Here is a 22,829-nt window from a genome sequence, read left to right on the forward strand (position 1 = left end):
CAGCATTGCGGTTACCGGGCAGGCAGGTTACATAGTCAACCTGGTGCCGTCATGCAGGGCGGTTGAATTTGCCAGGAGGGAAGTTATGCAGCATCCCGAGATATTACTGGTCTATGACAAGGAATGCCCGCTCTGTCATGCGTATTGTCAGCTGGTCAGGATTCGCGAAAGCGTGGGTGACTTGAGGATCGTCGATGCGCGGCAAAACAGCGAGATCCTTCGCGAGATTACCGACAACCGGCTCGATATCGATCAGGGCATGGTGCTGAAGATGGGAGACAAACTCTATTACGGTGCGGATGCCATCCATATGCTGGCGCTGATCAGTCAGCGCTCCGGTGTATTCAACCGGTTCAATTACTGGCTGTTCAGTTCAAAAAGGCTCTCCCAGGTGTTGTATCCGGTATTTCGGTTTTTTCGTAATCTGCTGCTGAAAGCACTGGGCAAAACAAAGATAAACAATCTCGACATCCCGGGTAACGAAAAGTTCTGAGCGGCGATATCACAAATGCAACGTCTGTGAAGGAAAGCGGAAATTTTTGATGGATGGTTTTGTTCCGCGCTCTGGGAAATAAACGCAAAGGACGCAAAGGCGCGGAGAACGCAGAGTTGAATAATTCTGTACAGGCAGTTGATTATGTGGCGCAGTCTTTCTTTGACAGGTAACGCCCAATACCGCTGCCCTATACCGGGCCTGCAGAGCGCAGCTGGAGTCTGGATTCCGGCATTCGCTGGAATGACGAAATAATTTTTACTTTGCGTTCTTCATCGGACAGGGCACCGAGCCAGTGGCGGGCGAGATCGGTGACGTAGCCGTCATGGCAGTCGGGATTCTGATCGGCCCGACGGTGCTGGGCATTTTTCATTTTAATCCCCTGAAGCAATCCGCCCTGCTGGAGGTGATCACCGAAATCGCGGTGTTGCTGTCGCTGTTCACCGCCGGCATGAAACTGCCAACGCCCGCCTCGCTGGTTGGAGCTGATCCACATCACCCTGATCGTGATCACCCTGTCGATCCTGCTGCACGGCGTCAGTATCAAACCGCTGTTTGCCAGACACGGCTACTGCAGTCCGCGTAAGGAGGATACGGAACTGCGTCAACCTGCAGGGCAAGGGTCGTCGTTTTATTCAGAAGGATAAGTCCGATGGGCGAGCATTCTGGCGTCGCAATCATGGTGTGACGTCTTGACGTCTTGACGTTATAACGTTATGATGCTGTAATGTCCCTGCTTGATTGAGGAGGTGTGCCATGGCGGAGCTTTCCAAACGTTCGACCATCTATTTCGATCCCCGGATTCATTCGGCGCTGCGGCTGAAGGCGGCGCACAGCCACCGCTCGGTGTCAGAGATTGTGAACGAGGCGGTGCGGGCCGCGCTGGCCGAGGATCAAGACGATCTGGCGGCGTTCGATGAGCGGGTGTCTGAACCGACCATGAGCTATGAGGCGTTACTCAAAGACCTCAAGGCCCATGGCAAGCTATAAACTGGTCGTTAAAAAATCCGTCGCAAAAGATCTGCGTCTCCTGCCCAAAAAAGACGTTGCGCGAATTCTTCGCTGCTTCGAATCGCTGAAGCGCAATCCCCGGCCGCCCGGTTGCGAGAAACTCTCCGGGCAGGCGCGCTATCGTCTGCGTCAGGGCGTATACCGGATTATTTATGAAGTGATGGATACAAAACTGGTTGTCATAGTGGTCAAGGTCGGCCATCGCAAGGCGGTTTACAAGCGGGGTTAGTGAGCTGGTACTGGTACTTTTCTTTCGTTCTCTGGGAATTAACGCGGAGGGTCGCTCCCGGCGCACTGTAGAACCCCTTCGGGTTTCATTCAGCACTTCTTCGCTTTGCTCAGGTCGTCCTGCCTCCCGCGACACTTGTACATCCCTGTACATCGCGCAAAAAAGTTTATGCCCATTGTGTAGGCGCGGAGAACGCAGAGTTGAATAATTATGTACAGGCAGTTAATTATGTGGCGTGGTCTTTGACAGGTAACGCCCGATACCGCGGAGTTTATGCCCGCAGGGTGCTATATCGGGCCTACGGAGCGTGGCTGGAGTCTGGATTCCGGCATTCGCCGGAATGACGAAACAGTTTTTACTCTGCGATCCTCTGCACCCAAACAACGGGCATAAACGCCTCTGCGTTGAAGCCTTTTATCAAAAAACAGCGTAAGCATCGAATACCGGCCCGTCCACGCAGACCCGTTTCATCGCCGGGCCGGTGTCGGTGTTGACCTGCAGCACGCAGCCGGCGCAGCCGCCGACGGCACAGGCCATGAACTCTTCCAGCGAGACCTGGCAGGGCAGGTCGTACTCTTTGGCCAGTCTGGCCACGGCTTCCAGCATGGGATGGGGGCCGCAGCTGAAGATTTCCACTTCACTGCGTTCTTCGCCGCTCAGGGCATCGAGCCAGTGGCGGGCGAGATCGGTGACGTAGCCGTCATGGCAACCGGGATACCCCTTTGTGCTGGTCAATCGCGAGGGGATGTTCCATTGCTCGGCCAGCGGCATGGCCGCGATGACCCCCTCGGGCATGCCGGGAATGATAAATTCCGATGGCCGGCTTTCGAACGGGAACGGGACTTCCGATCCCAGGATCATGAACGGTTGATAGGTTTTATCGTTGCGCAGGGCGTCGGCGCAGAAGATCATCGGCGGCATGCCGACCCCGCCGCCGATCAAAAGCGGCCGGGTCTTGTCTTGATGAAACTCGAACGGCTTGCCGATGGGGCCCATCAGGTTCAGCGTGTCGCCGTTTTCATGTTGCGCTAACAGCGCGGTGCCTTCGCCGAAGACTTTATACAGCAGATCGACGTAGCCCTTTTGCGCATCGACCCGCATGATGGAGATGGGCCGGCGCATGGGGCGCAGGGCGTTGACGCTCAGGTGCACGAAGCTGCCGGGCAGGGCATGGGCGGCAATCTGCGGCGCCTGCAGGCGCAGGGTGTATTGATCGCCGGCGTGGGCGTCGTGTTCGAGGATCTCGGCTTCTTCGACAAAAATGGTATCGCGATGGGCTCGGGCGGCGTTCACAGGTTCACCTGATAAACGGACTGGCCGGCCAGCAGGGTGTGGCTGACCCGGCCCTGCATTTCCCAGCCGAGAAACGGGGTGTTTTTTCCGCAGCTGGCGAGCGTGTTGTAATCCACGGTCCAGCGCTCCTGCGGATCGAAGATGCAGACATCGGCGCGGTCGCCGACGCCCAGGCGCCCGCCGTCGATACCGAGAATCCGGGCCGGCTCGCTGGTGATGCGGGCGATGGCCTCGGACAGGGACAGGACCTTTTCCCCGGCCAGGCGCAGGGTCAGCGGCAGCAGGGTCTCCAGCGCCGAGATGCCCGGATCGGTTTCACAAAACGGCGCCAGCTTGGCGTCGGCATCGTGCGGCTGATGACAGGAGCTGATGGCGTTGATGGTGCCGCTGCCCAGCCCGGCGCGCAGCCCGTCTTTATCCCGCTGGGTGCGCAGCGGCGGGATGACGTGACAGGCGCTGTTGAAATCGCCGATGTCCATCTCGGTGAGATAGAGCTGGTGCGCGGCCACATCGATGGAGACCGGCAGGTTGTCATGCCGGGCGCGGGCGATCTTCTGAATCGATTGGGCGCAGCTCAAATGCATGAAGTGCGCGCGCACGCCGGTCTGCTCGATCAGCATCAGATCCCGGGCCACCGCCACGGTCTCGGCCGACTCGGGAATGCCGGGCAGGCCCAGGCGGGTGCTGATCGCCCCTTCATGGGCGCAGCCTTTGTTGCTCAGCCAGGGATCGTTGGCGTAGATGAACACCGTCAGATTGAAGTTGGCGGCATATTCGAGCGCGCGGCGATAGACCAGGGTGTTGTTCAGGGGCTGCAGGGCGTTGCTGACCGCGATGCAGCCGCCCTCGCGCATCAGCTCTTCCATCTCGCTCAGATGCTCGCCCTGTAACTGCACGGTCAGGGCGCCCAGGGTGACCACCCGGGCGTAGCCGGCCTGGCGGGCGCGGTGATGGATCAGCTCAGAGACCGCGGGGGTGTCGATAATGGGATCGGTATCCGGCTGCACGCACAAGGTGGTGATGCCGCCGGCGGCGGCCGCGCGAGTTTCGCTGGCGATGGTGGCCTTGTGCTCCTGGCCCGGTTCGCGCAGGCGGGCATTGAGATCCACCAGCCCGGGGATGACGATCTGATCCGTGGCGTCGATTACCTGATCGGCGCTAAAGCCGTCCGGGGCCTGATCGATGGCGACTACCTGACCGTCGGCGATGTACAGATCGTGGCGACCGTCGAGACCGTTGGCCGGGTCGATGAGGCGGCCGCCTTTGATATGAATGCGCATCAGGCTTCCCCCTCCTCGCCGGATGGTTTACGGCCCAGCACCACCGACATGACCGCCATGCGCACCGCGATGCCGTTGCTGACCTGTTCCAGGATCACCGATTGCGGACCGTCGGCGACGCTGGATTCGATCTCCACGCCGCGATTGATGGGACCGGGATGCATGACGATGGCGTCGGGTTTGGCCAGCGCCAGTTTCTCCTGGGTCAGGCCGTAGGTCTGAAAGTATTCGAGCTCACTGGGCAGCAGCGCGCCGTCCATGCGCTCACGTTGCAGGCGCAGCATGATCACCACGTCCACGTCCTTCAGTCCCTCGCGCACATCGTTGTAGACGTGCACGCCCATCTGCTGCAGATAGGGCGGGATCAGGGTGCACGGGCCGATGGCGCGGACCTCCGGTACGCCCAGGGTGTTGAGCGCGTGGATCTGCGAGCGGGCCACCCGCGAGTGCATCAGATCGCCGACGATGGCCACCCGCAGCGCGGTGAAGTCGGGCTTGTGCCGGCGAATGGTGAACACATCCAGCATCGCCTGGGTCGGGTGCGCATGGCGCCCGTCGCCGGCGTTGATAATACTGATATGCGGCGCCACGTGCTGGGCGATGAAGTGCGCCGCGCCGCTTTGTTCGTGGCGCACCACGAACATGTCGCAGTGCATCGCCTCCAGGTTATGCAACATATCCAGCAGGCTTTCGCCCTTGCTGGTGGAGGAGGTGCTGATGTTGACGTTGAGCACATCAGCCGAGAGACGCTTGGCGGCCAGCTCGAAAGTGGTGCGGGTGCGGGTGCTGGATTCGAAGAACAGGTTGACGATGGTCTTGCCGCGCAACAGCGGGACTTTTTTGACCGGCTGGTTGCCGACAGTGATAAAATTTTCGGCGGTATCGAGGATCTGGGTGAGGGTCTCGCGTTTGTGCCCTTCAATGGTCAGAAAATGGCGCAACTGGCCCTGACTGTCGCATTGAATATCCTGCCGCTTCATTTGCTCTCCTGTATCAACAGCACCAGCGGGTCCGGTCCGGTCAGCTTCACATGCTGGTGTGCGGCCAGGTTCAGGCGCTCGCCGGCCACCTCCGCGCAGACAGGCAGTTCGCGACCGCTGCGCTCGACCAGCACTGCCAGGATGATCGAGGCGGGCCGGCCGTAGTCGAAAATTTCGTTCATGGCGGCGCGGATGGTGCGCCCGGTGTGCAGCACATCGTCGACCAGGACAATATGCCGGTCATCGACCGAAAACGGCAGGTTGGACGGCTCCACCTGCGGGTGCAGACCAATGCGGGTGAAATCGTCGCGATAGAAAGTAATGTTGAGTGTGCCCAGCGGTTGTTCGGGCCTGAGCTGCTGATGGATCTGCTCGGCGATCCAGGCGCCACCGGTGTGGATGCCGATGATGGCGGGATCGCTGATATGCCGTGAGTCGAGCAGGGATTGCAGATTGCCGGCCATCTGGCTCAGCAGGGTCTGGACATCACGGGTTTCGCTCATGTTGTTCCGTCGGTTGCTGGTCGAACCAGCTTTGCAGTATCAGTTGCGCGGCCACCTGATCGATATCTTCGGGATCATTGCGGCCGGCTCCATTGTGCGAGCGTTCTTCGAGCAGTTGTTCGGCCTCGTAGGAGGTGAGCCGCTCGTCCACCAGCTCGACGGGCAGATTGTAACGCCCTTTGAGCTGATTACCAAAGCGTCTTGCGCGCCGGGTCATGTCCTGGTCTTCCCCCTCCAGGGTCAGGGGCAGGCCGACAACGAGCAAATCGGGCTGCCACTCGGCGATGAGCCGGGTAATGGCGTCCCAGTCGGGTTTGTCGGTCTTGCGACTGAGGGTGGTGAGCGGGGCGACGCTGCGGGTGACTTCCTGACCGACCGCCACACCGATGCGCCGGGTGCCGTAGTCGAACCCCAGCAGGGTTCTTGGTCGGTTACGGGGCCGGTTTATGGGCCGGCTCACGCGTGGCCCACGTCCGTCGACAGGGTGGTGATGTCCACGCCGAGTCCCGCCGCGGCGGCGCTCCAGCGTTTTTCTACCGGGTAGTCGAAAATGATCCGGCTGTCGGCCGGGCCGTTCAGCCAACTGTTGCTCCCCAGCTCTTCTTCCAGCTGGCCCTCGCCCCAGCCGGCATAGCCCAGGGCGATCAGAAACTGCTGCGGCCCCACGCCGCCGGCGATGGCATCGATGATGTCCTGGGACATGGTCAGTCCCACCTCGGGGGTGACTTCCAGGGTGCTGTCCCATTCACCCAGCGGGGTGTGCAGCACAAAGCCGCGCTCCAGCTGGACCGGACCGCCCTGATAGATCGGCGTGTCGGCCAGCTCCGGCTCGGTCACCTCGATGCTGAGCTGTTCGGCCAGATCGGTGAGGGTCAGATCGGTGGACCGGTTGATAATGATGCCCAGCGCGCCCTGCGGGTTGTGCTCGCACAGATAGGTGACCGTGTGCTCAAAGTTGGGATCCGCCAGGCTCGGCATGGCGATGAGAAAGTGGTTACTCAGTTGGGCGATGTAACTCATGGTTCAAGTATCGGGCAGGATGGCGATACAGACAAGTTGCATCTAGCGCGTTAACCCCAGCATTGATCCGCTTTTAAATTGCCAGATCCGCGGAATGTGCAGCACGTCGGTGTCCTCCAGGATCGCCTCGGTCAACGGCGGAAACGGCGCGGCCAGGCGCACGATATTCTCCGCCGCCTCATCCAGTACCTCATGGCCGGACGAGCGCAACACGCGTACCGACTTGAGCGTCCCGTCCGGGTTGATGGCGACATCCAGCAGCAGATCGCCGGTGATGTCGTTACGCACTGCTTCCTCGGGGTAGTTGAGATTGCCGATCCGTTCGACCTTGGCGCGCCAGGCATCGAGATAGGCGGCAAAGCGGTGTTCGCGGGCCTTGGCGCCGCGCACGTAGGTCTCGCGCGGGGTGATCTGATAGGCCTTTTTCATGTCGTCGATCTCGGCGCTGATCTCGGCAATCTGCCGGCTGCGCTCATACAGCTGGGCGGCGGTGACGTCCGTCGGCCGGGGCGGCTCCTCGATCTGTTGCGGCTCGCTGTCGACCTTGTCCGGCGCCTGTTTGGCGCTCATCACTTCCTGCCGGGATTCCTGTTCCGGCATGGGGGGCGGTGCGAGGGCCCGGCGGCTGTCGGGGGCCATACCGCTCTCCTCGGTCGGCAGCGGGTTGGAGAACGGGCTGCTGTCGCGGACCTTTTCCTGCACGTTGCCGCCGCCTTCCTGGTTGGCCTGGGCCAGATATTCGGCGTCCTCCGGATCCGTCTTCGATTCGTTATGCACCAGGGTGACTTCCATGGTGGTCAGGGCGTCATTGGCATCGGGATCGGTCAGATCGAAGCCCACCCCGAGAATGAGAATCGCGTGCACCGCCAGCGCCAGGAACAGGGTCATCCCGAACCGATCGCCATGGGTTACCGTGCTTGAATTGTCGCGTACCACTTCAGTCATGCAGACGTTTTACCACCTTCTGGGTAATTATACCGTTGACCAGTCCCACCAGCACGGCAAAGGTCAGCAAAACCGGAAACAGTCTCCAGATCCCCGCATGCGGGACAAACCACCCCCAGGCGAGCAGGAACTGACCGCTGATATGGGCCATGGCCGCGGCCAGGCTGTACCCGACCGGCCCGAAACCGGTGCCGGGCAGGCGGGTCATGGGCCAGAGGATCAGCAACGAGGCCAGCGCGCCGGCCAGCGACAGCATGAAAGTGGGTGATAAAAAGGTGCCCAGCAACAGGCTGCCCACCAACACCCGCAGCAGACTGATCCAGGCCGCCGTCGACCAGCCGTACAGGCACAGCACGCAGATGGTAATAATATTGGCAAAGCCTGGCTTGAAACCGGGCAGCGGACTGGGCAACAGCGCCTCCAGAATATGGATCGACACCGCCGCCGCCGCCAGCCAGGCAATACGGTGATCTTCGGCAGTGGGCTTTAACTCGAGTTTCAATGTTGAGGTTACGGGGTAACTGAAAAAAAGAGCTTAACGCAGAGACAGGGGGAATGTTGAGTTTTTAATGTTGAATGTTGAATGTTGAATGTTGAATTAATAGTTCACCGCACCAGTGGCCTGATAAATTTGCTTGATGTTTCCGTATTCCCCGGCATAAAAATTCAAAACTTACAATTCAACATTCAAAATTGCTTTTCGTCTCTCTGCGGTGAAAAATGTTTTCAAAAGGCAATCGCGTCGAAGCGGCCCTGGCCGCCCTGGATCTGGATATGGATGCCGTTGGGCAGACAGGCGATGACGTCGTCGGCCTGCTGCATCCAGCCGGCATGGATGCAGAACTTGCCGGTACAGGGCGAGGATTGAAAACGGGCCCGCCCCTGGTCGATCTCGATTATGCTGTCGCCCAGCTTGCCCGGCACGCTCAGGGTGGCCGGTTCATCCAGTGCATGGCGTTCATAGAGTGTATTGTCCCGGTAGATTTCCACCAGGGTGCCGGGCGCGGACGGTTGCCAGGCCAGGTAATAACTGAGCCCGGCCGCCAGCAAGGCCATGACTACCACGGCCTTGTCGGCCAGGGTCATGGCAACGCCTGAATCACGGTGTCGAGCCCATCATCCTGCAGCTCGATACGTTCAGCCATCGACGGGGTCATGTATACCCGGCCCTGTTTGTCGATCAACATCACCTGTTCGATGCCCATGTCCCGGGCGATTTGCGGCCACTGCCCGGGCCCGGCGATAAACAGCGCCGTGGCGGCGGCGTCGGCGGTGGCGCCGTCGTGGTGAATGACGGTCACGGAGGTGGTCTGATCCGCCGGATAGCCGGTGCGCGGGTCGAGGATATGGTGGTAACGTTTGCCGCCATATTCGAAATAGCGTTCATAATCGCCCGAGGTAAAGACGGCTTCGTTATGTCGCACGTCGAGCCGGGCGATGATGCACTCGGCCTGGTTCTTTTCCTGACATTGCGTGAGTGGATCGCGCACGCCGATGTGCCAGGGGCGATCGCCGTGACGGCCGATGGCCTTGAGATCGCCGCCGGCGTTGACCATGGCATGTTCGATGCCGATGGACTGCAGATAGTCGATACTGCGTTCCACCGCCTCGCCCTTGGCAATGGCCCCCAGGTCGAGACGTACGGCGGGGTTATCGTTACTGATGCGTACGTCGTCGATCTTGATGTCGCTGACCTGCGGGTTCTGTGCCAGCAGTTCGTCGATCTCTTCCTGGCGCGGCGGGAAGTTGGCGAACAGATCCTCCTGGTGGAAACCCCACAGGGCGATCAGTTTCCCCATGGCCGGGTTAAACAGGCCGTGGCTCTTGCGACTCAATTCCCGGGATTTTTCGATTAGCGGCAAGACCGAGATGTTGCCGGTAAACTCACCGGTCATTCCCAGCAACTGGTTGGTGCGGCCCATGGGGCCGGGGCGCCAGGGATGCCAGGCCTCGTGCATGAAGCTCAGATCCTCGGCCACGGCGTCGATCGCCGCGTTGGCTTTTTCCTCTTCCACGTCCCACAGGGTGATGGTGACCAGGGTGCCGAACACCATCATGGTGGTCTTGTGTGCTTCGGGTTCGGGTTGTTGCTGGCAGGCGGCCAGCAGGAAAACGAAAATAAAACTGCTAAACAGGGCTTTACAACGGATCATGATGTTCACTGTGAGGATAAATGTTGTTCGATAGACTGCATTAACTGATCGGCGATATTCAGCTGATAAAGTTCATCCAGTTCGCGAATACAGGTGGGCGAGGTGACGTTGATTTCGGTCAGATAGTCACCGATGACATCGAGCCCGACGAACAGCAACCCCTTGTCGCGCAGTACCGGCGCCACCTGTTCGCAGATCTGATAGTCCCGTTCGCTCAGCGGCACCCCGCTGCCGCGGCCGCCTGCCGCCAGATTGGCGCGGGTCTCGCCGGCGGCCGGGATCCGCGCCAGGGCATAGGGTACCGGCTCGCCGTCGATTAGCAGGATGCGCTTGTCGCCCTCGCGGATTTCGGGCACAAAGCGCTGGGCCATGATCAGCCGTTTGCCGTGTTGGGTCATGGTCTCCAGAATGACGCCGGTATTGAGTCCCTCGCGCTGCAGCCGGAACACCATGCTGCCGCCCATGCTGTCCAGCGGTTTGACAATGATATCCTCGTGGCGGTTCAGAAACTCACGAATCCGGGCCGGCTGGCTGCTGACCCGGGTCGGCGGCATGCAGTCGGGGAACCAGGTGGTAAACAGTTTTTCATTGGCATCGCGCAGGCTTTGCGGTTTATTGACCACCAGTGCGCCACCGGCTTCGGCCAGCTCCAGAATGTGGGTGCTGTAGAGATAATCGAGATCAAAAGGGGGATCCTTGCGCATCAGGATCACATCCAGCGCGTCCAGGGACTGTTCCTGCGCGGGGCCCAGTTCGTACCAGTGATCCGGATCGGCGTACACCTGCAGCGCCCGGCTGCGGGCGCGGGGCCGGCTGCCGTCGAGATAGAGATCGGGCTGTTCCATATACTGCAGTTGCCAGCCGCGTCGGGCGGCGGCCAGCAGCATGGCCAGGGTCGAGTCTTTTTTATAATTAATGGATCCGATGGGATCCATCACCACGCCCAGTTGAATCGTCATGGAAGTTACGGATGCTCGGCGTATTCGCGGGCGGCGGCCAGCAGGGCCAGGCGGGCGATGACGCCATAGGCATAGAAGCGGTTCGGATTGGCGTCCGGCGCCTTGCTCTCGTCCGGGGCGTTACAGGTTTCGGCAAAGGCGAGCGGTTCGAAATGCATGCCCGGGGCGTTGAGGTTTTCATTGCTGCCGCGTTCCTTGTGAACGCGATAAAAGCCGCCCACCACGAAGTGGTCCAGCATATAGACCACCGGCTCGGCGACCGCCTGCTGATCGCCCCAGGTTTCGAAGGTGTAGACTCCCTCCTGCATGATCACCTGGGTCACGGCCTGGCCGCCCTTGCTCCTGGACATCCTGGTGCGTTGTTTGCGGTTCAGTTCCAGCGCCTCCTCGGCGGACTGGACGGCCATGATGCCCATGCCGTAGGTGCCGGCGTCGGCCTTGATAATGACATAGGGCGCTTTGTCGATGTTGTATTCGTCATATTTTTGCTGAATGTCACCGAGCAGGCGAGTGACATTTTTGTGCAGGCACTCTTCGCCTTCGCGCTTCATGAAGTTGATCTCGCCGCAATTGCGAAACAGCGGATCGATAAACCACGGATCGATCTCGGCCATGCGGGCGAATTCCCGGGCAACCGAACGATAGTGGGCAAAGTGCTCCGATTTGAGGCGGTCGGCCCAGCCCAGATTCAGCGGCGGGATCACCTTTTGATCCAGGTCCTCGAGGATGTCCGGGCGGCCGCCGGAGAGGTCGTTATTGAGCAGGACCACACAGGGGTCAAAGTCGTCGCCGAGGATCAGGCGCTTGTCCCGGCGTTCGGTTTTTTCCAGCAGCACGGTACGGCCCGAGTCCAGTTCGATCGTCTGCGGCAGAGGCAGCTCCTCGTTCAAACTGGCGATTCGGACTTCAAAGCCGCCTTTACGAATGATCTCGGTCAGGGTCGCCACGCTCTCCAGGTAATAGGGATTACGGGTGTGGCTTTCGGGGATAATCAGGACCTTGGCGGCATCGGGGCAGACCCGTTCGATGGCCCCCTGCGCGGCCTGAATGCACAGGGGCATGAAGGCTTCGTTGAGATTATTGAAACCGGCCGGGAACAGGTTGGTGTCCACCGGGGCCAGCTTGAAACCGGCATTGCGCAGATCGACCGACGCGTAAAACGGTGCCGGGGTCTTGACCCATTCGCTGCGGAACCAGGCCTCGATGTGGGCCTGATGAGCCAGGAAATGGGACTCGATATCGTGCAGCGGACCCGACAGGGCGGTGGTCAGATGGGGGACTGCATGCAGGTGCTCAACGCTCATGGATTTTCTCGCTGGCTTTTCAGGTATCAAATATAGTGAAATACTACCCCAAGATGGCTCGAGTGTCCTGTCACACGTCTGATGGCGTCATCAGACGTGTGACAGGACACCAGCGCAGGCCATATCCGCCATCGAGTGTTCGATGAGAAAAATAAAGTATCGTTACGACCTGCCGTTATAGCAGGAGTACGCCGACAAGGCCGGCATTCTCCTGACCCGGCGCCCGGGCCGCCGTCACACGGAAACGAAATAATCGAGAAAATCTACGGACTTATGGATTGTTTCTCAAATCTGTGTTAAATATCGGCGACACTGGGCTATACTGGGTTTAATGAGAATGAGAATAATTTCCAGTCGGTCTTGATTTTCAACGCAGGTGCACACGGGTGTTGGCAGAGCAAGCAATGACAGACAGTTACGAAGGTCTCAAGGTCCTGGTGATCGATGACAGTAAAACCATCCGCCGGACCGCGGAGACCCTGTTGAAAAAAGTGGGTTGTGAGGTGATTACCGCCGAGGACGGGTTCGAGGCCCTTTCCAAGATTGCGGATACCCATCCGGACATCATTTTCGTCGATATCATGATGCCGCGGCTCGATGGTTACCAGACGACTGCCTTGATCAAGAATAACAAGGTCTTCCGGGAAACCCCGGTAGTCATGCTCTCCAGCAAGGACGGGCTGTTTGATCGGGCGCGAGGGCGGATCGTGGGCTCGGAGCAATATCTGACCAAACCCTTCACCAAGGAAGAGTTGCTCGGGGCGATCAAGAGTCTGGTGCTGGAATAAATCTGACAACAACCCGTCACGTGACGACACGATTCTGTTCAGTTCAGTGTTAGGAGGAGGTTTAACTAAATGGCGCGCATATTGATTGTCGACGATTCCCCGACCGAGACCCACGTGCTCAAGGGAATGCTGGAGAAAAACGGCCACCAGGTCGATGCCGCGGATAATGCCGAAGGTGGTATTGCTCGTACCAGGGAAACCCGTCCGGATCTGGTGTTGATGGATGTGGTGATGCCGGGGATGAACGGCTTTCAGGCGACCCGGGCTCTGGCCAAAGATCCCGATACCCAGAATATCCCGATTATTATCGTGACTACCAAGGATCAGGAGACGGATCGGGTCTGGGGGATGCGTCAGGGCGCCAAGGATTATATTACCAAACCGGTCGATGAGACGGATCTCAATAACAAAATCAACGCGGTACTGGGCGGCTGAGGGATATGTCGGCAGTCCGGAGCCAGGAGCCGTTTGCGCTGCTGCGGGATATCGAGACCCGCAGCCAGCAAAAAGCGCGGGGGCTGCCACAGAAGACGGAAGTCCGTCGCACCTGGTCGGGTATCGGCTTCCGCCTCGGTGATCAGCGGCTGGTCTCGCCGACCGATGAGGTGCTTGAGATCCTCAAGTTTCCTTCGCTGACCCGGGTCCCCAGCGCGCTCTCGTGGGTGAAGGGCATTGCCAATATTCGCGGTAGCCTGGTGCCGGTGATGGATCTCAAGGCCTTTCTGGGTGAGGAGCCGATCAAACTGCAGCGCGAGTCGCGGGTGTTGGTGATTCAGCAGGGCGGTTTTACCAGTGGCCTGCTGGTGGATGAAGTATTGGGCATGCGGCATTTTTTTGAGGAAGAGCGCAGCGACCAGTCGCCGGAGGTGTCCCCCAATCTGGCGGTTTATCTTACTGGTGCGTTCAAGCAGGGGAACGATATCTGGGGCATTTTCGATATGCGCAATCTCGCGAAGAGTCCCCGGTTTATGGAGGTCGCCTCACGTGGTTAGGGGCGTCGTGTCACAGTCTGTACCGGCAAGGCAGGACGGCGGGACAGCACAGTTTATAACAATGCCGGCAGGAATGAATGCGATGGCAGGAGTAAAGCTATGAAAGTCAAAGGTATCAGTCTGAAAGGGGGCGTATCCACAGGCCGTCTGCTCGCGCTGTTGGGTCTTGCATTACTGGCCTCGGTACTGGCAATGGGTGGCAGCTTCTACCTCAACGCCCAGAAAGAAGCGCAGGACGTGGAATACGTGAACCGTACCGGTAGTCAGCAGGTACTGTCGCAGGAGATTGCCAAGTTCGCCACCCAGGCGGCACGCGGTGATCTCGATGCTTTCCCGAAACTGTCGCAGGTACGTAACCAGTTTGATGATGGGATCCGCTGGCAGTCGGGGCGAACACCGCCGGAAGCTTCTGCTGAACTGAACAAGCTGAACAAGTCCTGGAAAGAGTACCGTAATAACGTTGATATCATTCTCAAGAACCGCGAGGTGGTGACCACCATGCGGGAGCATATCCAGAACATCAATGAACAGATTCCGAACCTGCTGGCGCTGTCCGACGAGGTGGTCGCCACCATGACCGAACAGCAGGCCCCGGCGGATCAGGTCTATATCGCCACCCGGCAGTTGATGTTGACCCAGCGTATTCACAGTAACGTTAACCGCGTACTGGCCGGTGGTGAGGAAGCGGTGACCGCCGCGGACCGTTTCGGTCGTGACGCCGCATTGTTCGGTCGGGTTATCGAGGACATGTTACGCGGTAACCGTAATATGGGCATTCGCCGTATCACCGACCCCGCCTCGCGCGAGAAACTGGAACAGGTGCGGCAACAGTTCCGCGCCCTGCGTAGTCAGGTCGGCGGGATTCTGGAACGTTCTCCGGAAATGTTTGACGTTTCCAACGCGGCGCAAGCGGTGTTGTCCCAGTCAGATATTGTATTGGAAAATATCCAGGAGCTGAGTGAGGCGTACGCCGGCTCTATCAAACTGCGTTATGAAGCCTTGCTGGTTTATGTCTTTGCCGGGTTGACCATTGTACTGCTGGTGTTGATGGGTATGCTCTACTGGCGCGATTCACGCAACCGACTCAAGGAAATCGAGCAGCAGCGTGCGGCAATCGCCCAGACCAATGCCCAGAATCAGGAGGCAATCCTGCGCCTGCTGGATGAAATGGGTGACCTGGCTGACGGTGACCTGACAGTCTCCGCGACAGTGACCGAGGACATCACCGGCGCAATCGCCGACTCCATTAACTACGCAATCGATGCTCTGCGCAGTCTGGTATCGGCGATCAACGATACTACCGAGCAGGTCTCCTCGGCCGCCCAGCAGAGTCAGGCCACGGCCATGCATCTGGCCGAGGCTTCTGACCACCAGGCGCAGCAGATCACCGGCGCCAGTACCGCGATTAACGAAATGGCGGTCTCTATCGAGGGCGTGTCCAATAACGCGGCCGAGCTGGCTGATGAAGCCCAGCGCGCGGTACAGATCGCGGGCAAGGGCTCCGATGCGGTGCAACGTACCATCACCGGGATGGACACCATCCGCGAGCAGATTCAGGAGACCTCCAAACGTATCAAACGTCTGGGTGAATCCTCGCAGGAAATCGGGGACATCGTGGAACTGATTAACGATATCGCCGAGCAGACCAACATCCTGGCCCTGAATGCCGCCATCCAGGCGGCCATGGCCGGTGAAGCGGGTCGTGGTTTCGCGGTGGTCGCGGACGAGGTACAGCGTCTGGCGGAACGTTCCGGTGACGCGACCCGGCAGATCGACGCGCTGGTTAAAGCGATCCAGTCGGATACCAACGAGGCGGTGACCTCCATGGAACAGAGTACTTCCGGGGTAGTTCACGGGGCCAAGCTGGCCCAGGATGCGGGAACCGCACTGGAGGAGATCGAATCGGTATCCAACCATCTGGCGGAACTGATTGCGCACATCTCCAATGCCGCGAAACAGCAGGCCACGGCCGCGACCAATATTTCCGACACCATGAACGTGATTCAGGAGATCACCACCCAGACGTCGGCCGGGACCAACGAGACGGCGGCCTCCATCGGTAATCTGGCCGAGCTGGCGAATGAACTGCGCCATTCCGTTGCCGGTTTCCGTCTGCCGCAACAATAACCGCACAGTGCTGGAGGGACGTCGATTGACGGCCGTGCAAAACAAACCCGTGCCGGTGTCCTCACCCAATGAGGTGATGGATGAGGCGCAATTCAGTCGCTGGGCAACCCTGCTGGAGCGGCGCACCGGCATCTATTTGCCACAGAGGCGGCGTTCCTTTTTGATCTCCAGTCTGAATATTCGCATGCGGGAACTGGGCATTGACGATTATGAGAGCTATTTCAACTATCTCACCACCGGGACCCGCGGTGCCGTGGAATGGGAGATCCTGGTCGATCGGCTGACGGTTCACGAAACCCGTTTCTATCGCGACGAACAGGCTTTGAGTGTGGTGCGGCGTCACGCCCGGCAATGGCTGGATCGGAATCCGCAAAGCAATGCGCGTTTTGATATCTGGAGTGTCGGCTGTGCCACCGGCGAGGAAGCCTATTCCCTGGCGATCCTGCTCGACGATCTGTTTATCAATAGCGGCAGTCAGGCCTATCTCGGTATTACCGCCACCGATGTCAGTTCGGCGGCACTGACCGCCGGGCGCAAGGGTGTGTATCATCGCAACCGGATCAAAAACCTGCCCGAATCGTTTCAGACACACTATTTCGAGGCGCTGGACGAGCAGCACGTGCAGGTGATTCCCGAATTACAACAACGGGTCTGTTTCATGCGCCAGAATCTGCTGGAGCTGGGGCGCTCTCGTACAGGCGAGATGGATATTATTTTTTGCCAGAATGTTTTGATCTATTTTCCGCATGATCGGCGCATGGAAATCCTCGATTATCTGGCGGAACACCTCAAACCGGGCGGTTTGCTGGTGCTGGCCGCCGGTGAAATTATTGATTGGCGAAATCCCCTGGTGCAGGCCGAAAGTCGGCAGGGCGCGCTGGCGTATCGACGGTCAACGTCGGAGTTTGAGGCATGAGCGTGGATAACAAGCTCGATCTCAACACGCTGAGCTGGGTCAAAGCGGAGCTCGATGACACGCTAGGTCAGGCGCGTTCCGCGCTGGAAGTGTATGTCGAGGATGAAGCGGACGAAACCCAGCTGCAATTTGTTAAAAACTATCTGCATCAGGTGTATGGCACACTGCAAATGGTCGAGCTGTATGGCGCCGCGCTGGCGGCCGAGGAGATGGAACATCTCATCGACAGTTTGCTTGAGGGAAAAATCAGTAATCGCAACGACGCTTATGAAGTGTTGATGCGGGGTATTCTGCAGCTGCCCGATTATCTGGAACACCTGTTGGCCGGTCACCAGGACATGCCGATGGTGCTGCTGCCGCTGCTCAATGACATGCGTGCGACCCGCGGCGAATCCCTGCTTTCCGAAAATGCCCTGTTCAATCCCGATCTGGCGGTCAAGGCGCCGGTCAATGAAACCATCACCGGCGAGAATCTCAGCGAACTGACCCGCAAACTGCGGCACAACTATCATCTGGGATTGCTGGGCTGGTTCCGCGATCAGGATAGCGACGCTTCGCTGGCCCGGATTGCCGAGGTCATCAGCACCTTGCGTGAATCGGCCAGCGAAGAAGAAATGAACCGTCTGTTATGGGTGGCCGGCGGTCTGATCGAGAGTCTGCGTCAGGGCGGACTGGACAGCAATGTTTCCATCAAGCTGTTGCTCGGTCAGCTGGATCGCCAGTTCAAAAAGATTATTGATAACGGCGTGACCGCGCTCAGCCATGAGCCGCCCGCCGAACTGCTGAAAAACCTGCTCTATTACGTGGCCAGCTCGCAGTCGGACGGAGAACTGACCCGCGAGATTAAAGAAGCGTTCAAATTGAAGGATGTCCTCCCCGGCGCCAGTGCGCTGGAACGTGCGCGTGCCGACTTGAGCGGTCCGAACGCCCAGTTGATGAAGACCGTCTCGACGGTGCTGCTGGAAGACCTGACCCGGGTCAAAGACAATCTGGATCTGTTTGTTCGGGCGGAAGAGCGGCACAGCGAGGAACTGCGTCCTCTTTGCACCACCCTCAAGCAGATGGCGGATACGCTCGGTATGCTGGGGCTCGGTGTGCAGCGCAATGTGATCAATGAGCAGATTGAAACTCTCGAGGCGATGGTCTCGGGTGAACGGGAAGTGGATGACAATACTCTGATGGACATGGCCGGCGCCATGCTCTCGATTGAGAACTCCCTGGGTGAGATCGCCACCGCCCGGGCCGCCAACGAGGAGTACGACGAGAGCGCCGACAAGAGTGAAAGCGCCGAGCGCCTGCAGGGCGTCGAGCGGCAGAAATTGCTGCAGACCGTCATCGAGCAGGCCAAGGTTGAGCTGGCGCGAATCAAGGAGGTTCTCAGCGATTTCAGCAGGAACCCGGGCAACCGCGACATGCTGGATGTGGTGCCGCGTTCGTTCGAGCAGATCCGTGGCAGTATCCTGATACTGAATCTGGAACGGGCGGCCGGATTGCTGAACCGGCTGACCGACCACATCCGCAAGCTGCAGACAGGGAGCGCAACGCCGGACGAAGACAGTCTGGATCATCTGGCCGACGCCATCAGCAGTATCGAATATTATCTGGAATCGCTGGCGGGTAAATGGGGCAACCCCGATGCCATCCTGAATGTTGCCGAACAGAGCCTGAATCATCTGGATCAGGGCGGTGCAGAAGGTGCGTCCGCCGCTGCGGCAAGTTCCCCGGTCGCGGATACCACCCAGCCGGATCTGGCGATTCCCCAGAATCTCGAAGCGGGCCCGACTGACGAAGACACGCTGGTGGATTTGCCCTCGCCGGAGGACAATGAAAGCACTGTGTCATCAGACGACAGTTCGCTGACTATGCAGCTGGAAGAGCCTGAGCGGGAAGAACAGCTGCGCGCCAACAGCACGGATGACACTCTCAAGGATATTCCCCAGGAGGCACATTCTGATTCCACCCTGTCACTTGACACCACGGACAGTGACGATAACGAACAGAGCATCACCCTGGAGACGGTCGATGATCTCAGTGTCAATTTCGACAATCTCGATGAGATCGGGCTTGAGGGGATAGAGGATGCCGATGAACAGAATTTTGATCTGAGCTTCGCAGAAGACGAGGCCGCCGAGTCTGATTCGAGCGAGACACCAACTGCGCAAAGCCCGGCCGAAGCCGACGGATCAGTGGCCGGGAAGCCGGAAGCGCCCGCGAAGGAGCCGGAGAGTGCGCCGGTATCGGGCGGAATCGATGAAGTCGATGATGAGATCCTCGAAATCTTCATGGAAGAGGCGCAAGAGGAGCACGCCAATATTCAGCGCCTGCTGCCGCAGTGGGTGAAGAACAATCAGGATGAACAGGCACTTCAGGATCTGCGCCGCTCTTTCCATACCCTCAAAGGCAGTGGACGGCTGGTGGGTGCCAGTGATGTCGGCGAGTTCGCCTGGGCATTTGAGAATATGCTCAACCGGGTTATCGACAAGACCATCGATCCCGGCCCGGAAATGTACCGGGTTCTGGAGCAGGCCGAACAATCCCTGCCCGGGATATTCGAACAGTTCCGCCAGGGAACCCGACCGACGCAATCCATCCTGACCCTGATGGCGCATGCCGATGCCCTCAGTCAGGGCAAGTCGGTGGCGCTCGACGAGTCCGCTGCACCGACGCCTGACGACACGCCGGCAGTTGATGCTTCGCAAGAGGCCCCGGAACACGCCGTGAGTGTCGAAGAGGATGATGACGAGCAGGCGGCAGGGATTGATCCGGTCCTGCTGGATATTTACCGCAAGGAGGTGGAAACCCACCTGGCGACCCTGCAGACGTATATTACCAACTGGTATGACAATACGGATCGTAGCGCCAGTAACGATTTGCTACGCGCCCTGCATACCCTCACCGGCAGCTCGCGCACCACCGGTATAACGAGTGTCTCCGAGCTTTGCGGCGTTTTTGAAAAATATATCAAGGAACTTCAGCAATACAATCAATCTGTGGATCAAACCGCGGTCGAACTGCTGGAGATGCTGCACGGCTTTGTCACGCGGGCGGTCGAGATTATTGAGCAATCCGGTGCAGAACTGCCCGAAAACAGCGGATTGATGGGCTCGATCCAGTCCTTGCTGGATAACTTTGAGCCCCCGGAGTCCGCCGATTCCCAGCAGCAGATGCCGCAAGCTGACGAGATCGAACTATCGGGGCCCGCTGACTCCGGGCAACAAACGCCGGAACCGCAGGAGGTCGTCGAATCGCCGCCGGCGGATTATGACTCGGAACTGCTGGATATCTTCATTGAGGAAGGCGAGGAAATCCTCGAGCAAAGCGATAACACCCTGTTGCAATGGCGCAATGAGCCGGATAACCAGGATCTTATCGAGGCACTGCAACGGCAACTGCATACGCTCAAGGGCGGGGCACGCATGGCCGGGGTGTCTGAAATCGGTGATCTCGGCCACAGTCTCGAGTCGATGTTGACAGCCGTGGTGGATGGGCACATGCCGGTTTCGCCGCCGATGTTCACGCTGGTGCAGCGCGCCCAGGATCGGTTAGTCGGTATGCTGGAACAGGTCAAACAGAGCTTACGTCCGTATCCGGCCGAGGATCTGGTTCAGGAAGTGGATACCCTGCTGGGGCGTTCCAGTCAGAGTCGATTGGCGAATGATGAGCAGAACGAAGCCGAAGTCACGGAGACGGTTGATGACACATCCGGAGAAGTTGTCGAGGTCGAGGAAGATGTGATTAACCTGGAAGAGGGGCCGGAGGTTGAGCTGATGGATGCGGCGGCACAAATGACTTCGGAACCTGCCCCGGTAGCGGAGACCCCTGCCGCCGCGACGACACAGGAATTGGCCGAGGACGACGGTGACGGCGCGCGCGATCGGCGCAAGGCCTCGCGAGTACAGTATGAACAGGTGCGGGTACGTGCCGATCTGCTTGATAATCTGGTCAACTTCGCCGGTGAGGTAAGCATCTACCGCTCACGGATGGAGCAGCAGACCAACGCTTTTCGTTTCAACCTGCAGGAGCTGGATGACACCGTCTCGCGTTTGCGTGAGCAGTTACGCCAGTTCGAGATCGAAGCGGAGACCCAGATTCAGTTTAAAAAAGAAGAGCGCCTGGAAAAGGGTTACGAAGACTTTGACCCCCTCGAATTCGACCGCTTTACCCAGATGCAGCATCTGTCTCGCGGGATGATGGAAAGTCTCAACGACCTGGACAGTATCAAAGGGATTCTCGGCAATGTCACCCGTGAGTCCGAAACCCTGTTGCTGCAACAGTCCCGGGTTAACACAGAACTGCAAGAAGGCCTGATGCGTACCCGCATGGTACCGTTCTCGGGTCAGGCGCCGCGTCTGCGGCGTATTGTGCGTCAGACCGCCGATGAAATAGGCAAGCAGGTGGAATTGCACCTGGAGGGGATGGACGCAGAACTGGATCGCCAGGTACTGGATCGGGTTATCCCGCCCATCGAACATATGCTGCGTAATGCCGTGGCGCACGGTATTGAAAGTCCTGAACAACGTCAGGCGGCCGGCAAGCCCGCTGCCGGTACAATCAATATGGCCCTTTCGCGCGAGGGCTCGGATATCATTATTCGGGTCAACGACGATGGCAAAGGCATGGATCTGAAGGCCATCCATAAAAAAGCCATCGAACGCGGACTGCTCAAACCGGAAGACAAGGTTACCAAAGACATCCTGCTCAACGTAATTATGCAGTCCGGCTTCAGCACCGCCGAACAGGTTACCCAGATTGCCGGTCGGGGCGTTGGCATGGATGTGGTGCACAGCGAAATCAAACAGCTTGGCGGCCTGCTGGAAATCGACACGGAAGAGGGGCGTGGGGCGAGCTTTACCATCAGTCTGCCACTGACTCTGGCGATATCGCGCGCCCTGATGGTGTATGTGGGTGATGAGTTGTATGCCGTGCCGCTGCTCAATGTTCAGGGTGTGGAGCGTATCAGCAACAGTGAACTGCGCACTCTGATGCAAAGCGATGAGCCGGTTTATCACTGGATCAACGAAGATTACAAACTGTTACATCTGGGCAACCTGTTGGGCGGTAATGCGCCGGCGGTGCCGGATGATGATGAGCGACTGCCGTTGTTGCTGGTACGTAGTGGTGATTATCGTGCCGCGATTCGGGTGGAAGGCCTGACGGGGAGCCGTGAAATTGTGGTCAAGCCGGTCGGCCCGCAGTTGAGTACCCTGCGCGGGATATCCGGTGCAACCATCATGGGTGACGGCAGTGTGGTATTGATTCTGGATCTCGCGGTACTGGTTCGCCTGGCTTCGGTCCAGAATGAAGAAGATGTGATCGACCTCACGCCGCAAGAAGCGCCGAAAGTGCAGACTAAGCAGGTAGTTATGGTCGTGGACGATTCGATCACTGTGCGTCGAGTAACGACACGCCTGCTGGAACGCAACGGCTTCGAGGTGGTTCAGGCAAAAGACGGTGTCGATGCCCTGTCTCAACTGCAGGATCGGATCCCTGATGTCATGTTGCTGGACGTTGAAATGCCGAGAATGGACGGTTACGAGCTGGCGGCTAACATGCGTGGTGATGGCCGCACCCAGGATATACCTATTATTATGATTACATCGCGTACGGGTGAGAAACACCGCCAACGCGCCATGGATGTCGGTGTCAATGTTTACATGGGTAAACCCTATAACGATGCAACATTACTGGAAAATATCGGTACCTTGATCGATCATTAAGTTATTATCCCGCCCCCGTCCCCTGGCAACAATGGATAACCAGGTATGCTTTTGACGCGATACTAACAGGCGTTAACAAGATGGTCGCGGTAAACCTGCTTCTACGGATGGCGAAATAT

At 58.7% G+C, this 22,829-nt stretch carries 22 protein-coding genes; 9 read left to right on the plus strand and 13 right to left on the minus strand.

The genetic code is table 11. The annotated features are described in order from the left end of the window. Nucleotides 1–85: 85 nt before the first annotated feature. The gene (locus U5J94_RS05540; RefSeq protein WP_322564646.1) at nucleotides 86–493 is read left to right on the plus strand and encodes a DCC1-like thiol-disulfide oxidoreductase family protein; all 408 of its coding nucleotides are present in this window, start codon (nucleotides 86–88) and stop codon (nucleotides 491–493) included. Nucleotides 494–683: 190 nt separating this feature from the next. Here the strand turns inward: U5J94_RS05540 and U5J94_RS05545 are convergent, their stop codons facing one another. Next, entirely contained in the window at nucleotides 684–1,007 is a 324-nt protein-coding gene (locus U5J94_RS05545) for a hypothetical protein (protein WP_322564647.1), read from the minus strand. Between the two features lie 242 nt (nucleotides 1,008–1,249). Between U5J94_RS05545 and U5J94_RS05550 the strand changes: the two genes are divergently transcribed. Continuing rightward, nucleotides 1,250–1,483, plus strand: coding sequence for a hypothetical protein (locus U5J94_RS05550; RefSeq protein WP_322564648.1), 234 nt, complete (start codon nucleotides 1,250–1,252; stop codon nucleotides 1,481–1,483). After that, nucleotides 1,470–1,733, plus strand: a complete 264-nt coding sequence (locus tag U5J94_RS05555; RefSeq protein WP_322564649.1) for a type II toxin-antitoxin system RelE/ParE family toxin — start codon at nucleotides 1,470–1,472, stop codon at nucleotides 1,731–1,733. The genes U5J94_RS05550 and U5J94_RS05555 overlap by 14 nt, the downstream gene beginning before the upstream one ends. 417 nt (nucleotides 1,734–2,150) lie before the next feature. Here U5J94_RS05555 and U5J94_RS05560 read toward each other — a convergent pair whose 3' ends face one another. The 12 genes from U5J94_RS05560 to gshA all read right to left on the minus strand — a co-directional run bounded on the left by U5J94_RS05560 (nucleotide 2,151) and on the right by gshA (nucleotide 12,170). Next, nucleotides 2,151–3,026, minus strand: coding sequence for a dihydroorotate dehydrogenase electron transfer subunit (locus U5J94_RS05560; RefSeq protein WP_322564650.1), 876 nt, complete (start codon nucleotides 3,024–3,026; stop codon nucleotides 2,151–2,153). After that, the gene (locus U5J94_RS05565; protein WP_322564651.1) at nucleotides 3,023–4,306 is read right to left on the minus strand and encodes a dihydroorotase; all 1,284 of its coding nucleotides are present in this window, start codon (nucleotides 4,304–4,306) and stop codon (nucleotides 3,023–3,025) included. The genes U5J94_RS05560 and U5J94_RS05565 overlap by 4 nt, the downstream gene beginning before the upstream one ends. Continuing rightward, on the minus strand, nucleotides 4,306–5,286 hold the full coding sequence (locus tag U5J94_RS05570) for an aspartate carbamoyltransferase catalytic subunit (RefSeq protein WP_322564652.1): 981 nt from the start codon (nucleotides 5,284–5,286) through the stop codon (nucleotides 4,306–4,308). The genes U5J94_RS05565 and U5J94_RS05570 overlap by 1 nt, the downstream gene beginning before the upstream one ends. Beyond that, nucleotides 5,283–5,750 (minus strand): bifunctional pyr operon transcriptional regulator/uracil phosphoribosyltransferase PyrR, encoded by a 468-nt coding sequence (gene pyrR / locus U5J94_RS05575; protein ID WP_416224196.1) that lies wholly within the window; start codon nucleotides 5,748–5,750, stop codon nucleotides 5,283–5,285. The genes U5J94_RS05570 and pyrR overlap by 4 nt, the downstream gene beginning before the upstream one ends. Before the next feature lie 22 nt (nucleotides 5,751–5,772). Then, nucleotides 5,773–6,249, minus strand: a complete 477-nt coding sequence (gene ruvX, locus U5J94_RS05580) for a Holliday junction resolvase RuvX (protein ID WP_322564654.1) — start codon at nucleotides 6,247–6,249, stop codon at nucleotides 5,773–5,775. After that, entirely contained in the window at nucleotides 6,246–6,809 is a 564-nt protein-coding gene (locus U5J94_RS05585; protein WP_322564655.1) for a YqgE/AlgH family protein, read from the minus strand. The genes ruvX and U5J94_RS05585 overlap by 4 nt, the downstream gene beginning before the upstream one ends. Nucleotides 6,810–6,851: 42 nt before the next feature. Then, nucleotides 6,852–7,754 (minus strand): energy transducer TonB, encoded by a 903-nt coding sequence (locus U5J94_RS05590; protein WP_322564656.1) that lies wholly within the window; start codon nucleotides 7,752–7,754, stop codon nucleotides 6,852–6,854. Continuing rightward, nucleotides 7,747–8,256: a Gx transporter family protein gene (locus tag U5J94_RS05595; protein WP_322564657.1), complete on the minus strand. Its 510-nt coding sequence runs from the start codon at nucleotides 8,254–8,256 to the stop codon at nucleotides 7,747–7,749. Before U5J94_RS05595 ends, U5J94_RS05590 begins: the two co-directional genes overlap by 8 nt. A gap of 224 nt (nucleotides 8,257–8,480) precedes the next feature. Continuing rightward, nucleotides 8,481–8,840 carry a NusG domain II-containing protein gene (locus U5J94_RS05600; protein ID WP_322564658.1) on the minus strand — a complete coding sequence of 120 codons (360 nt, stop codon included), beginning with the start codon at nucleotides 8,838–8,840 and terminating at the stop codon, nucleotides 8,481–8,483. Then, nucleotides 8,837–9,907 carry an FAD:protein FMN transferase gene (locus tag U5J94_RS05605; RefSeq protein ID WP_322564659.1) on the minus strand — a complete coding sequence of 357 codons (1,071 nt, stop codon included), beginning with the start codon at nucleotides 9,905–9,907 and terminating at the stop codon, nucleotides 8,837–8,839. Before U5J94_RS05605 ends, U5J94_RS05600 begins: the two co-directional genes overlap by 4 nt. 5 nt (nucleotides 9,908–9,912) lie before the next feature. Next, complete coding sequence (gene gshB, locus U5J94_RS05610; protein ID WP_322564660.1) at nucleotides 9,913–10,866, minus strand: glutathione synthase; 954 nt, start codon at nucleotides 10,864–10,866, stop codon at nucleotides 9,913–9,915. A gap of 5 nt (nucleotides 10,867–10,871) precedes the next feature. Further along, the gene (gene gshA / locus U5J94_RS05615) at nucleotides 10,872–12,170 is read right to left on the minus strand and encodes a glutamate--cysteine ligase (RefSeq protein ID WP_322564661.1); all 1,299 of its coding nucleotides are present in this window, start codon (nucleotides 12,168–12,170) and stop codon (nucleotides 10,872–10,874) included. A 404-nt stretch (nucleotides 12,171–12,574) separates the two neighbouring features. Between gshA and pilG the strand changes: the two genes are divergently transcribed. The 6 genes from pilG to U5J94_RS05645 all read left to right on the plus strand — a co-directional run bounded on the left by pilG (nucleotide 12,575) and on the right by U5J94_RS05645 (nucleotide 22,710). Continuing rightward, nucleotides 12,575–12,958, plus strand: coding sequence for a twitching motility response regulator PilG (pilG, locus tag U5J94_RS05620; protein WP_310693588.1), 384 nt, complete (start codon nucleotides 12,575–12,577; stop codon nucleotides 12,956–12,958). Between the two features lie 69 nt (nucleotides 12,959–13,027). Next, nucleotides 13,028–13,393 carry a twitching motility response regulator PilH gene (gene pilH, locus U5J94_RS05625; protein WP_322564662.1) on the plus strand — a complete coding sequence of 122 codons (366 nt, stop codon included), beginning with the start codon at nucleotides 13,028–13,030 and terminating at the stop codon, nucleotides 13,391–13,393. Nucleotides 13,394–13,398: 5 nt separating this feature from the next. Next, the gene (locus tag U5J94_RS05630) at nucleotides 13,399–13,950 is read left to right on the plus strand and encodes a chemotaxis protein CheW (RefSeq protein WP_322564663.1); all 552 of its coding nucleotides are present in this window, start codon (nucleotides 13,399–13,401) and stop codon (nucleotides 13,948–13,950) included. Between the two features lie 99 nt (nucleotides 13,951–14,049). After that, nucleotides 14,050–16,077, plus strand: coding sequence for a methyl-accepting chemotaxis protein (locus U5J94_RS05635; protein ID WP_322564664.1), 2,028 nt, complete (start codon nucleotides 14,050–14,052; stop codon nucleotides 16,075–16,077). Continuing rightward, complete coding sequence (locus U5J94_RS05640) at nucleotides 16,031–16,993, plus strand: CheR family methyltransferase (protein WP_322564665.1); 963 nt, start codon at nucleotides 16,031–16,033, stop codon at nucleotides 16,991–16,993. Before U5J94_RS05635 ends, U5J94_RS05640 begins: the two co-directional genes overlap by 47 nt. Beyond that, complete coding sequence (locus U5J94_RS05645; RefSeq protein ID WP_322564666.1) at nucleotides 16,990–22,710, plus strand: Hpt domain-containing protein; 5,721 nt, start codon at nucleotides 16,990–16,992, stop codon at nucleotides 22,708–22,710. Before U5J94_RS05640 ends, U5J94_RS05645 begins: the two co-directional genes overlap by 4 nt. Nucleotides 22,711–22,829 lie beyond the last annotated feature (119 nt).

This window comes from Thiohalophilus sp. (assembly GCF_034522235.1).
GTDB lineage: Bacteria > Pseudomonadota > Gammaproteobacteria > UBA6429 > Thiohalophilaceae > Thiohalophilus.